Origin of the sequence: Shewanella sp. ECSMB14101 (assembly GCF_000773485.1) — a bacterium.
GTDB classification, from domain to species: domain Bacteria; phylum Pseudomonadota; class Gammaproteobacteria; order Enterobacterales; family Shewanellaceae; genus Shewanella; species Shewanella marisflavi.
Genome location: NZ_JSFF01000008.1, coordinates 165,351 through 178,235, shown reverse-complemented (window position 1 = coordinate 178,235; position 12,885 = coordinate 165,351). Strand labels below are relative to the sequence as shown.

At 48.6% G+C, this 12,885-nt stretch carries 11 protein-coding genes; 4 read left to right on the top strand and 7 right to left on the bottom strand.

Annotation, left to right across the window (positions count from 1 at the left end):
* Positions 1-473 precede the first annotated feature (473 nt).
* A complete protein-coding gene (gene ccoG, locus NY07_RS08840) occupies positions 474-1,901 on the bottom strand; it encodes a cytochrome c oxidase accessory protein CcoG (protein WP_033538974.1) in 1,428 nt (475 codons plus the stop codon).
* A gap of 88 nt (positions 1,902-1,989) precedes the next feature.
* Here ccoG and NY07_RS08835 point away from each other — a divergent pair, with 88 nt between their 5' ends.
* The 4 genes from NY07_RS08835 to NY07_RS08820 all read left to right on the top strand — a co-directional run bounded on the left by NY07_RS08835 (position 1,990) and on the right by NY07_RS08820 (position 4,439).
* Positions 1,990-2,343, top strand: a complete 354-nt coding sequence (locus NY07_RS08835; RefSeq protein ID WP_033538973.1) for a hypothetical protein — start codon at positions 1,990-1,992, stop codon at positions 2,341-2,343.
* Between the two features lie 122 nt (positions 2,344-2,465).
* Complete coding sequence (locus tag NY07_RS08830) at positions 2,466-3,368, top strand: 1,4-dihydroxy-2-naphthoyl-CoA synthase (RefSeq protein ID WP_033538972.1); 903 nt, start codon at positions 2,466-2,468, stop codon at positions 3,366-3,368.
* Positions 3,369-3,547: 179 nt separating this feature from the next.
* Positions 3,548-3,739 carry a DUF2061 domain-containing protein gene (locus NY07_RS08825; protein ID WP_033538971.1) on the top strand — a complete coding sequence of 64 codons (192 nt, stop codon included), beginning with the start codon at positions 3,548-3,550 and terminating at the stop codon, positions 3,737-3,739.
* A 178-nt stretch (positions 3,740-3,917) separates the two neighbouring features.
* Positions 3,918-4,439, top strand: a complete 522-nt coding sequence (locus NY07_RS08820; RefSeq protein ID WP_033538970.1) for a porin family protein — start codon at positions 3,918-3,920, stop codon at positions 4,437-4,439.
* 66 nt (positions 4,440-4,505) lie between these two features.
* On the opposite strand, the gene NY07_RS08815 is transcribed toward NY07_RS08820, so the two are convergent.
* From NY07_RS08815 to NY07_RS08790, 6 genes are all read right to left on the bottom strand, one after another.
* A complete protein-coding gene (locus NY07_RS08815; RefSeq protein WP_033538969.1) occupies positions 4,506-4,856 on the bottom strand; it encodes a cupredoxin domain-containing protein in 351 nt (116 codons plus the stop codon).
* Positions 4,857-4,865: 9 nt separating this feature from the next.
* Positions 4,866-7,109: a heavy metal translocating P-type ATPase gene (locus NY07_RS08810; RefSeq protein ID WP_033538968.1), complete on the bottom strand. Its 2,244-nt coding sequence runs from the start codon at positions 7,107-7,109 to the stop codon at positions 4,866-4,868.
* Between the two features lie 11 nt (positions 7,110-7,120).
* Positions 7,121-7,588, bottom strand: coding sequence for a MerR family transcriptional regulator (locus NY07_RS08805; protein WP_033538967.1), 468 nt, complete (start codon positions 7,586-7,588; stop codon positions 7,121-7,123).
* 182 nt (positions 7,589-7,770) lie between these two features.
* Complete coding sequence (gene glmS / locus NY07_RS08800; RefSeq protein WP_033538966.1) at positions 7,771-9,600, bottom strand: glutamine--fructose-6-phosphate transaminase (isomerizing); 1,830 nt, start codon at positions 9,598-9,600, stop codon at positions 7,771-7,773.
* Between the two features lie 38 nt (positions 9,601-9,638).
* The gene (locus tag NY07_RS08795) at positions 9,639-10,409 is read right to left on the bottom strand and encodes a DeoR/GlpR family DNA-binding transcription regulator (protein WP_033538995.1); all 771 of its coding nucleotides are present in this window, start codon (positions 10,407-10,409) and stop codon (positions 9,639-9,641) included.
* A 149-nt stretch (positions 10,410-10,558) separates the two neighbouring features.
* Positions 10,559-12,700 carry a TonB-dependent receptor gene (locus NY07_RS08790; RefSeq protein ID WP_033538994.1) on the bottom strand — a complete coding sequence of 714 codons (2,142 nt, stop codon included), beginning with the start codon at positions 12,698-12,700 and terminating at the stop codon, positions 10,559-10,561.
* Positions 12,701-12,885 lie beyond the last annotated feature (185 nt).

The window sequence follows — 12,885 nt, the reverse complement described above, 5'->3', positions numbered from 1 at the left end:
ACACAGATTTCTTGTTTCATCTTGTTAAAGAGCATTGCATCTTATTATTCGATGCCGCCTTTGGCGCTGGGCCGTCGGCTTAGGGATGCGTATTCTACACATCCAAATGTTGGCGTCAAGGGCTAATTTTAAGAAGCTTTTCAAGCGTCGATTCTTTAACCAGAAGACGACATTTGAAAGCCTTAAACCACTTTCTGCCCGACTCAATCCAGTGCGTTAAACCGCGTCTAAATCTGAGTCGCTGACTAAGCTGAACTCCTTTATTTATCTGGCTTTCACCAGTTGAAGAAGTTGCTGTGCCGTGTCAGTGGATGCGCATTATAGGGAGACTAAACTTTTACGCAAGGGCTTTTTGAAAGAAAAAGACACTTAGATGATCAAGCGAATATTTATCACGCAATACGTATAAAAAAGGGGCTAAAAAGCCCCTTTTTCTGACCATTCACCGTTAGTAGCGAAGTTATTGATTTAAGTTACTGGCTAAAGAAGCGAGATTCTTGCACCGCTTCGACCGTTTCACCATCTAATGCAGTGGTGACCTTAAAGTTAACTTTAGTCATGGCTCGAGACAGGTTTACGGGATCGACGGCCACACTAACAGGCAGAGTCAGTACCTCACCGCCGTCGATAGTGACAGTTTGTGGACCATACCATTGGTAATCGGTTAAGCCTTCGACGCTGAGCTGATATTCATGCTTAGCTTCTGTCTTATTGAGTATCTTCAGGGTAAAGGTATTTTCTATCAGACCCTGATTGTTCACTCTAAAGAGCTGATTACGATCGCGAATAATGTCGACCCGCACAGGTGCGATAGTCACAGTGGCATAAATAAAGACAAAGATCATTAATGCCAATACGGCACCATAACCTAACAGCTTAGGTCGTATCACCTTCTCTTTAACACCTTCAAGCTTATTCTCTGTGGTATAGGCGATAAGACCTCTATCGTAGCCCATGCGATCCATGGTGGTATCACAGGCATCGATACAAGAGCCACAGTTGATACATTCATATTGCAAACCATTACGAATATCGATCCCGGTAGGGCAAACCTGTACACATAAGTCACAGTCAATACAATCACCAAGGCCTAACGCCTTAGGATCGGCCTTACGAGAACGGGGACCGCGATTTTCACCACGTTTAGTGTCATAACCCACAATATAAGTGTTCTTGTCGAACATAGCAGACTGGAAACGGGCATAGGGACACATATGGATGCACATGATTTCACGCATCCAGCCGGCATTGCCATAAGTCGCTACGGTAAACAAACTCACCCAAAAGTAGATAGCGCCCGAGGCGTTACCACTAAAGACATCGATATAGACTTCGTTAGTCGGTACAAAATACGAAACGAAGGTCATGGCGGTTAATAAGGAGACCAATATCCAAGAGGCATGCTTTGCCGTCTTTCGCCAAGCCTTATTAAAACTCCATGGCATCTGATCCAATTTAATGCGCTTGTTACGCGCACCTTCAAATTTCTCTTCGAACCAGATGAAGATAAAAGTCCAAACCGTTTGAGGGCAGGTATAACCGCACCAGACACGCCCAAGATAGGTTGTCACAAAAAATAGACCAAATGCGGCTATCATTAAGAGTGCAGCGAGTAAGGTAAGATCTTGGGGCCAAATGGTTAAACCGAAGATATGAAATTTTTGTTCACCTAGGTTAAACCAGACAGCTTGTCTGTCACCCCAGGGGATCCAAGGCAAAATCAGGAAAAAGAGCATTGCGACCCAGCCGAGACGGCGACGTAGCTGTGTCCAAAATCCTTCTATTGCTCTAACGTAAATACGATTGCGGGGATTAAAACGATCGGATTTGTTCTCATCGGGCTGATGTATTTTGATCCGCTCAGCCTTGGAATAATCCTTTTTATTTGATTCTGCGTTCATATTTAACAGCCTTACAGCTTTAATATTCCATGAAAACTGGCTTATTATACATTTCTAATACTAATTGTTCACCATGGTTGGATAAATAATGAGAGGCTGGATTATTTTAGGTGCAGGGATAGGATTACTCTATTATCTAGCGACCGAAACAGACAAACTCGATGAACCCATAGCGCAGACTGATGCGCTAATGAAGCGCATCGAGCGTAAACTCGACTCGATGACAGGGACAAAGATCATCCGAGTAGACAAGAACATTGCAATGTTCAAGACGCAAATTGCCGAGCGACTGACTCGAAAGGAGTTGGCTGCACTGGACAATATTCTCGAATCGCCTGAGTCGGTACTTGAGTTTAAAGAGAAGTATTGCGACAACAGCGGTAATCGTTTTGACGAGCTGAGCAAAGACAACCAACAATTTATCTGCGATAAGATCAGATAAACCCCTTTAGGAAGCAGAAACCTTAGCCAAGAGCACGGTTTTCTGCTTCCCAATTGATCTCTTTCCATATTGAGCCTAGCCTTGGCTCATCTTCTCGATGCGACAAATATAGGGTTACGAACATGACAGACAAGGTTTCCGATATCTTCGATCCATCAGCCTGGGATCTGGTACCTGGATTTACATTTGAAGACATTACCTACCATAGAGCAAAAGATCAGGGCACGGTACGAATCGCCATTAACCGCCCAGATTGTCTCAACTCATTTCGCCCTAAGACAGTAGATGAACTCTACACCGCACTGGATCATGCCCGCCAATGGTCAGATGTCGGTTGTGTCCTACTGACAGGCAACGGCCCATCAGCCAAGGGGCAGTGGTCTTTCAGTGCCGGCGGCGATCAACGTATTCGCGGTAAAGATGGCTACAAGTATGAGGGCGAGGAAACCGATACACCCGATCTGGCACGCATGGGCCGCCTGCATATCTTAGAGGTGCAGCGCCTGATCCGTTTCATGCCTAAGGTGGTGATTGCCGTGGTGCCCGGTTGGGCCGTTGGTGGTGGCCACAGCCTGCATGTGGTCTGCGATCTAACGCTGGCCTCGAAAGATCACGCCGTCTTTAAACAAACCGACCCAGACGTGGGTAGCTTCGACTCAGGATACGGCAGTGCTTATCTTGCCAAAATGATAGGTCAGAAACGTGCCCGGGAAATTTTCTTCCTCGGTTTTAACTACAGCGCCGATGAGGCCTTCGACATGGGTATGGTCAATCGCTCCATTCCCCATGCCGAGTTGGAAACTGAAGCCCTAAAGTGGGCCAAAGAGATCAACTCTAAGTCTCCTACTGCCATGCGTATGTTGAAATATGGTTTCAACCTACCTGACGACGGCCTTGTGGGTCAGCAACTGTTTGCCGGGGAAGCCACCCGCCTAGCCTATGGCACCGACGAGGCCGTTGAAGGACGCGATGCCTTCCTGGAAAAACGGGATCAGGATTTCTCAAAATTCCCTTGGCACTATTAATTCTGACCATAATTAGCTAAATCGACACCAGCCGCCCCAAGCGATTTACTTGAGGCGGCTTTTTTCTAGATACGCTCGCCTTTTTAATCGCCCTGCTGAATTAAGGCAATCGAACTCTCCTACTTTACGCCGCAAATGATAACAATTATCATTTGGAATAATTAAAGAGGAGTTGCATCATGGCTAAAACATTTACTTTTGCGATACTACACTTTGGTGTCGCGTTCACCATTACCTACCTGTTAACCGGTAGCATAGTGATTGGCGGCGCGGTGGCACTGATTGAACCGGCGATTAATACTGTCGTGTTCTACTTCCACGATAAGGTGTGGAAACAGATAGAGCACAGGCAAAAGGCACTAATGATTTGATAAGATTACCCCAGTGATGAGTTAGCGCTTTCAGTCTTCGTAAGTTCAAATCAAACTAAGCACATAAAAAATAGCCAATTCAAAGCCTAACGCTGTGATGCAGTCGATATTGTGAACACAAAAACAATGTTACAAAACGGTTACAAACTAACTTGTTGTCACACTTCAAAGGATTGTTATGAAAGCTATTGTTGCCGCAGCTTGTCTCCTTTTCGCTCCTATCTCATCCGCATCAGATTATCAACACGCCCTATCAGCCGGTGCCGGTTTTGGGGATACCAAGGACTCAACAGACCACTCTAGTGATTCACAGGCTCACTATGATCTAGCCTATCGCTACCAATTTACCTCCGAATGGGGAGTTGAGGTAGGTTATATGCAGCAAGAACCCGTCTTTAGAGTGAGCAATCAACAGACAGATATCGATAGCTTCCGGGCATCTGCCCTGTATACCCTTCCCTTATCTAAAAGAAATCGCTTAGTGTTTAAACTCGGCATCAACCACACTAAAATGAACTCTAGCGACATCCAAAGTAATAGCGGTGGCCGCTTCTCATCGAATAATACCGGCCTACTTGCGGGATTAGGATGGCGTGTAGAGTTCGCATCCGGCATGGATCTCGGCCTGACCTACCATTATCAGGCGATGGATATACTCGATATCCAGACAATGACTTTTGCTCTGGGCTATCGTTTTTAGTGCCGTGATCAGTTTTTAGGGCAAATCTAGTAATAGCATTTGCCCTACTATCATTATTCACCACCTTCATTCAACCACCAGCACGCCTTTATACATCTGCATCTGGCAATGGAAGGCATACTCTCCCGCTTTCGTGGCCGGAATATTGATAACCGTAGGTTTATCAAGCAGCAGCTCCTCGCTGATCTCCAGTTCAGGCAGCTGTAAAGTCGCCGAACAGGCCGACTTGTCCTCTCTTAAAAAGGTAAGTGTCGTGGCCTGACCCGCTGTAATCTTGATGCGCGACGGCGTATAAACACCATCTTTAACGACTATCTTTATCCCTTCCTGGCTCACCGGAGTCTCTGGCGAATAAAGCCAGAACCACCAGACAATAAAGCCAATTAAAGCGAGACAAAATAAATTGATAAATAACATACCAGCCTCCTAATGCGCTTTGGCTTTAAATAGACGCAGGCGATTGGCGTTACTCACCACAGTCAGTGATGAGAAGGCCATGGCCGCACCGGCAATAACCGGACTGAGCAAAACCCCAAACATGGGATAGAGAATTCCCGCGGCAATAGGGATACCAGCGGCGTTATAGATAAAGGCGCCAAACAGATTCTGCTTAATATTCCTCAGTGTCGCCTTGCTGACCGCTATCGCATCGGCTAAGCCATGCAAAGAGCCGCGCATCAAAGTAATATCGGCACTCTCGATGGCCACATCCGTCCCCGTGCCAATGGCAAAGCCAACGTTAGCCAGCGCCAGCGCGGGGGCATCATTGATACCATCTCCCGTCATGCCCACTATCTCACCCGTTTTTTGCAACTCGGCCACCTTGCTGGCTTTATCCTGAGGCATCACCTCGGCAAAAAAGGTTTCTATGCCGACCTTAGCAGCCACGGCCGCAGCCGTAGCCTGATTATCTCCCGTCAACATCACCACCTTTATGCCATTACGCTTAAGCCTGGCGATCGCCTCAACCGAATCCTGTTTAATAGGATCGGCCACTGCAATGATGGCGATGAGCTTATTGTCTCGTGCCAGATACATAGGTGTCTTAGCCTCTGCAGCCAATTGCTGCGCCTTAGCCTGATGTGCCTGAATGTCTACACCTAAGTCCTGCATCAAGGCCTGGTTACCAAACAAAATAGAGTGTCCGTTAACTTTTGCCTCTACGCCGCGTCCAGAGATGGCATTAAAGTCTTCGACAGACTCAAGTTTGATATCTCGGCTATTAGCCGTCTCGACGATGGCCTCGGCGAGGGGATGCTCAGAATGACGCTCTATGCTGGCGGCTAGGGCTAGAACGCCTTGCTCATCTAACTCAGTCTCCTCGGCCAGCAGGATATCTGTTACCTGAGGTGAACCTTGAGTAATAGTGCCCGTCTTATCTAACACCATGACACTGATCTTAGAGGCGGTTTGCAGCGCTTCGCCGTTACGGATTAGCACACCCGACTCGGCGGCCTTACCCACGCCAACCATAACCGACATAGGTGTCGCCAACCCCAAGGCACAGGGACAGGCGATGATCAACACTGTGGTGGCCGAGACGATAGCAAATACTAAAGATGGCTCAGGACCAAAGTTAAACCAGACCATGGCACTAACGATGGCGATGATCATAATTGCCGGTACAAAGTAACTGGCAATCACATCGGCAAGCCTGCCAATTGGCGGTTTTGAATTTTGCGCCCGCTTCACCATGGCGATGATTCTGGCAAGGGCTGTGTCTTTACCCACTCGGGTAGCGCTAAAGACGATAGCTCCTGACTTATTTAAGGTACCAGTGACCACCTCGCTGTCGATGGTTTTCTCTACCGGCATAGGCTCACCAGTCAGCATAGATTCATCGACACTAGTATTACCCTCAATGACCACGCCATCGACAGGGATCTTCTCACCAGGGCGGACCCTCACCTTGTCACCTTGCAGCACCTGGGCGATATCGATATCCAGCTCTTTACCGTCACGAATTACCCTCGCAGTCTTAGCCTGTAAGCCAATGAGACGCTTGATAGCTTCAGAGGTCTTTCCCCTAGCCTTCACCTCTAACGCTAAGCCAAGGTTAATCAAACCTATGATCATCGCTGTGGCTTCAAAATAGACATGGCGCGCCATCTCGGGTAGCAGCGTTGGGAAAGCAACCACCAGCATGGAATAGAGCCAGGCGGTCCCCGTACCCAAGGCAATTAGCGTGTCCATGTTAGCGTTGTGGTGCACAAAAGATTTCCATGCCCCCACATAAAAGTGTTTGCCTGACAAAATCATGATACTTAGGGTAACTAAGCCCACCAGCCCCCAGGCCAGCTGCTCGGTCGTGGTAGTGACCGTCATCTCACCGATAAACAGGCCATAGACCATCAAGGGAATACCCACAGATAAGGCGATAAAAGTATGGCGCAGCAGGCTGCGATAATAGTCGAGATCGGCCTGCTCCTTCTCATCCATGGCATCACTACTCGCCTCGCCCTGTAGCTGAGTCGCGTTGTAGCCAGCCGCCTCGACGGCTGCAATTAACTGCTCAGGCGTTGCCGAGCCCGAGACATCGACGATACGCTCGGCAAAATTCATCTCCGCCGAGGTGACTCCGGGTACGGCCTTTAATGCGGTTTCAATCTTACCAACGCAGCTAGCACAGCCAGCGCCAATGATGTTGAGTTGTACTCTCTTACTATCCATCTTATGTTCTCCTAGCTCGCCATAACGCTTGGCTCATCGACGCCTTCTTCATAGCTGTCTTCAGTGTAACTGCCTTCTGCGTATGTGCCTTCGATTAGATGGCAGATCATATTGCCAGTCGGTGCTTTATCTGGCTTGTGGGACCAATCCTTCACCGCGTTCGACAGCTTGCTCCTCAGCTTCACCATCTCTTCAAACTGCTTCTCTGTCTCATCGAGCTTTTGCTGAATCATCTGCCTGACTAAGCCGCAGGCACTCTCCCCCTGATCGGTTCGGGAGAAGATCACCTTAATCTCATCGACGCTAAACCCAAGGCTCCTGGCGCTTAGGATAAACTGCATGCGCGATTGATCCTTATCGCTATAGTCCTTGTAGCCATTGACCGAAGACTTAGTCGGCGTCAGCAGGCCGATGCGGGTATAGAAACGCACGGTATCACCCGTGATATTGAGGTTTTTCGCTAATTGATTAACACGCATAACCACTCCAACTAGAGACCTTAGTATCGCTGTTACATTGACTATAAACCTGTGTGTTAGACACAGGTCAAGGAACAAAAGAAGAAAAAGCCGAAAAAGTGAAGAGAATGGAGAAAACATAAAAAAAGCAGCCTATTCAGAGGCTGCTTTTGAATCTAGAAATCTAACGGATACCCGCTAAATTATTCTACCGTAACTGATTTTGCCAGGTTACGTGGCTGATCTACGTCGGTCCCCTTGATCAAGGCGACGTGATAAGAAAGCAGCTGCAGTGGAATGGTGTAGATAAGTGGCGCCATGTAATCGTCACAATGTGGCACAGGGATCACCTTCATGGTGTCATCTGACTCGAACTCGGCATCTTTGTCGGCAAACACATACATCAGACCACCACGGGCGCGAACTTCTTCGACGTTCGACTTGAGTTTCTCAAGCAGTTCGTTGTTTGGAGCGACCACAATAACCGGCATATCTGCATCGATCAGTGCCAGCGGACCATGCTTAAGCTCACCAGAAGCATAAGCTTCGGCGTGGATGTAGGAGATCTCCTTAAGCTTAAGCGCACCTTCCATCGCGATAGGGTATTGATCGCCACGGCCCAGGAAGAGGGCGTGATGCTTATCGGCAAAGTCTTCAGCCAGCTCGGCAATGGCATCGTCCAAGCCCAGCGCCTGCTCAACTTTAGCCGGCATAGATTGCAGGCTCTGAGTGATCTCGGCCAGCATCTCTGGAGACATGCCGTTGTGACGACCAATGGCAGCGGTCAGCATCAGAAGACCTGCTAACTGTACGGTAAAGGCCTTGGTTGAAGCCACACCAATTTCGGCGCCCGCCTTCATCATGTACGCCATATCCGACTCGCGAACCAGAGAAGAACCCGGCGCGTTACAGATGGTCATGGTCGCCTTATAGCCCATCTCTTTAGCCAGGCGTAGTGCCGCCAAGGTGTCAGCGGTTTCGCCTGACTGAGAGATAGTCACCAACAGGCTGTTAGGGAATAGGTGCGACTTGCGGTAACGGAACTCAGAAGCGATCTCGACGTTACATGAAACACCGGCCCAATCTTCGAGCCAGTAACGTGCGGCCATGCCCGCATGGTAACTGGTACCACAAGCAATGATCTGTACGTGTTTGATATCTTTTAAAAACTCGGCGGCATTCTCACCGAATGCCGAATCCAGCACATGACCACCGGCAATGCGCCCCTCTAGGGTGTGAGCAATGGCGCGAGGCTGCTCGTAGATCTCTTTGAGCATATAGTGGCGGTATTCACCCTTATCACCGGCATCATGAGTCACTTCCGACTCTTTGACTTCACGCTCGACCGGATTACCATCCAGATCATAAATGCTGACGGTGCGGCGTGTGACTTCGGCGACATCACCCTCTTCGAGGAAGGCGAACGAGCGAGTCACAGGCAGCAATGCTAACTGATCAGAAGCGACAAAGTTTTCGCCCAGGCCAAAACCTATCACCAGTGGGCTACCAGAACGGGCCACAATCATGCGCTCGCTATCGCGGCGGTCGATCACAACAGTACCGTAAGCACCTTCAAGCTGTTTCACCGTGGCTTGTACGGCGCTGAGCAGGGTATCGTGAGACTTAAGCTCATGGTGCACCAGGTGACAGATCACTTCGGTATCGGTATCTGAACTAAAGGTGTAACCCAAGCCCTTCAGCATATCGCGCAGCTTGTTATGGTTTTCGATAATGCCGTTATGTACTACGGCAATATCGCCACTTGACTGATGAGGGTGGGCATTGCGCTCACTCGGCTCACCATGGGTCGCCCAGCGAGTATGGGCGATACCCGTACCGCCAATCAGCGGCGCTTCTTCTAGCGCATTGGATAGCTCCTGCACCTTACCTACACGGCGAGTGCTTTCCAGTTCATTGTTATGGATCACCGCCACACCGGCAGAGTCATAACCACGATATTCGAGGCGGCGTAGCCCCTCGAGTAGAATTTCCGCAACATCCCTTTGCGCCACTGCGCCAACGATTCCGCACATAATTTTTTCCTACTGACTCAATACTAATATTAAAAAATTTACTTTGAGTAGGGGGCGAGTATTACTTCTACCCCCTGCTCGGTGATCTGTTTTACCGTTTGCTCATCGACTCTGTCATCGGTCACCAGCACACTTATTTGCTGCCACGCCAGTTCCAAGTTGGGAATGCGCCTGCCTATCTTGTCTGAGTCCACCATAACTATCACTTCTCGGGAGACCTCTGCCATCACCTTGCTAAGACCGGTCAGCTCATTAAAGGTGGTTGTGCCGCGGGTCAGATCAATGCCATCGGCACCGATAAATAACTGATCGAAGTTATAAGAGCGCAGCACTAACTCGGCGACCTGCCCCTGAAAAGACTCAGAATGGGGATCCCATGTACCGCCAGTCATCAACAGAGTTGGCTCATTTTCCAACTCATGGATGGCATTGGCCAGTTGCAGCGAGTTGGTCATCACCACCAAACCCCGCTTAGCGTTAAGCTGCTGCACTAATCCCGACGTGGTGCTGCCGCTATCGATAATGATGCGGTTATGATCTTTAATCAGCCTGGCCGCCGTCTCGGCAATCGACAACTTATTAGGCGCGATTTTGGCACTAAACTGTTGTGTCACCTCATCAGGGATAGCCACCGCACCACCATAACGTCTAAGCAATAGCCCGGTTTTCTCTAGCGCAGCCAGATCTTTACGTATGGTGACCTCAGAAGTTTCGAAACGACTCGCCAACTCATCCACACTCACCTCGCCTGTTTCGTTCAAGACGGCAATGATGCTGTGGCGGCGCTGTTGTGTGTTTCGTTTATTCACAAAGAGTTTCACTTAGGTTTCGTTTCGAAAGATAGATTATAGTGATTCGAAACTTTTTTACCAGTCCCTCAGGTTAAAAAGCCCCCTGAAAAACAAAAAAGCCGCTATGTGAGATAGCGGCTTTAGGTTTTACGGTATCGGATAATAAATTAGAACTTGGCTTCCAGTGCAAGACCGAAATGACGTCCCTCACCCACAGTCACATCTGTATTGGTTCCACCAGCTAGATAATCCTGATCGAATAGGTTCTTCACATTAAGGCGAACACTCAGATCAGTACCTTTGATATCCATGGTATAAGCGGCGCCAATATCAAAACGAACATAAGCATCTTTGCTAATCGTATTGTCTGTATTAGCGAAACGTTCACCCACATAGACGGCACCAAAGTTAAGTGCCAGCGCTTCAGTCACCTCGTAACGTGTCCAGATGTTAGCCGACCATTCAGGTGCATCCACAGGTGTCTTACCATCTAAACGATCTTCTTCTGGACGAACATATTCAGCATCGAGATACATCATCGACCCCGACATAAACCATTTCTCAGTGAGCTGACCCTGGGCGCCCATCTCGAAGCCTTTATGACGCTGCTCACCAGATTGAGTGGTAATCGTCTTGTCGCCACTCGTCGGGGTCACCTCAAGATCTTGAGTCACTGTGACATTCGATACCGTAATATCGAATAGCGCACCGGTTAACAGTAGACTGCCATCGAAAAGCTCCCATTTGGTACCTATCTCATACTGCTCACCATATTCGGGATCCAAATTCATTTTGTCATTCACATCATCAGGATCATTGACCATTCCCTGAGGCGTAAAGCTCTTTGAGTAGTTCAAATAGATGCTACCGTTCTCCGCGGGTGAATAGATCACCCCAAACTTAGGTGATACGGCATAACTGTTATTACCCTCACCGTCCTTCTTCTGCTCGTCGTAGCGCACGCCAGCCAATAGCTGCCAGCTATCATTAAGGGTAATGAGATCTTGAATATAGAAACCGTAATGCTTGTAGTCAGACTCAGACTTAGTCGTGTCGCGATGATAGTCCAAGTCCGGGCGAGGCACAGGCTGCCCCGGCATCACCAACTGATTCTTGTCACCCGCCTCTTTGAGCTGGCCATAGTAGTAGTCCAGCATATTGGCGCCGACCAACAACTTATGTTCGACATCGCCGGTACTAAAGTCACCGGTAAAGTCGATAAAGCCCGTCTTATGTTGCCAGTCGTCATAACGGTCGAACGGGCTAATGGTGTAGCCATCCGTGAAAGGATCTTCTGAGCCATTTACCAGGCTAGGGGAAGAATCTAAACGCTGACGATTAAACTGCTGGTCGTTATAACCCGCCTTGATCTGCCAGTTGTCGCTGAGATGATAGGTCAGTTCGGCACCCAGATTTGAGATAGTATTATCGGTAAAGGCCCAGGGTTGATCCCAAATGATATCACGGCCACCAATGAGCTCGCCTTGACTGTTAAGCCAGCCACCGCGGTCTATGCCCGTCCTATCCTGAGTATGATCATACTTAAGTGACAACATGAGATCGTCAGTGATATCAAACTCCAGGTTCAGATATCCAAGCCAGCGATCCCGCTCCTGATTAGTGCCATCCTGATACTCTCTCCAGTATTGGGTGTCTTGCTTAACCAACACGGTACGATAACGAATGGTTTGCGCTTCATTGAGGCTACCACCGGCATCCAGCTGGAAACGGGTAGAGCCATGCTCATCGGTATCAAAACCAAATTCAAACAAGTTATCGTAGGTGGGTTTCTTGGTGACCATGTTGATCAAGCCGCCCGGGCCAGACTGGCCATAAAGCATGCTTGATGGTCCCTTTAGCACTTCTACCTGTTGCAGAGTTTCGATAGGCTGCACATAGTGAGACCATTGCTGCTGACCATTGATCAGATACCCCGACCCCGATGACAGCTCAAAACCACGAATATTAAATACTTGGCGGTTCCATTTCTCACTGCCGCTGGTCACACTGGAGTCATTCACCAGTACCTCAGACAGATTGGTGGCCAGCTGCTCATCGGTCACAAAGTCTGGAATAACCGCAACAGATTGTGGTGTGTCCATCAGATCGATATCACCTCTCATGGCACCGGATGCAACTCCCACTTTATAGTCGTTAAAGGTGCGGCCTGAAACCGTAATGCGTTCTATATTGGCTTCAACCACACTGCTCTTCTCACCATCTTCAGCCAATACAGGGGTACTGGCCAATGCCGCTAGCACTGCAAAACCAACAGGAGAATAATTAAACGAATACAGCTTAAATGCCATGGAAACCTCACCACTCAACAACATAGGAAACGAAAGTTGCCGCCAATATAAATGAGAATCGTTTTTATTTAAGCTAATTTACATCCCTTTACATTAGAGAGAGATCTCGCTCACTCTCAGGCGCAATAGCAAAAGCCTGGTTAACTGGATAATTAAGTTAGGGGCATAAAAAAAGCGACCACCTG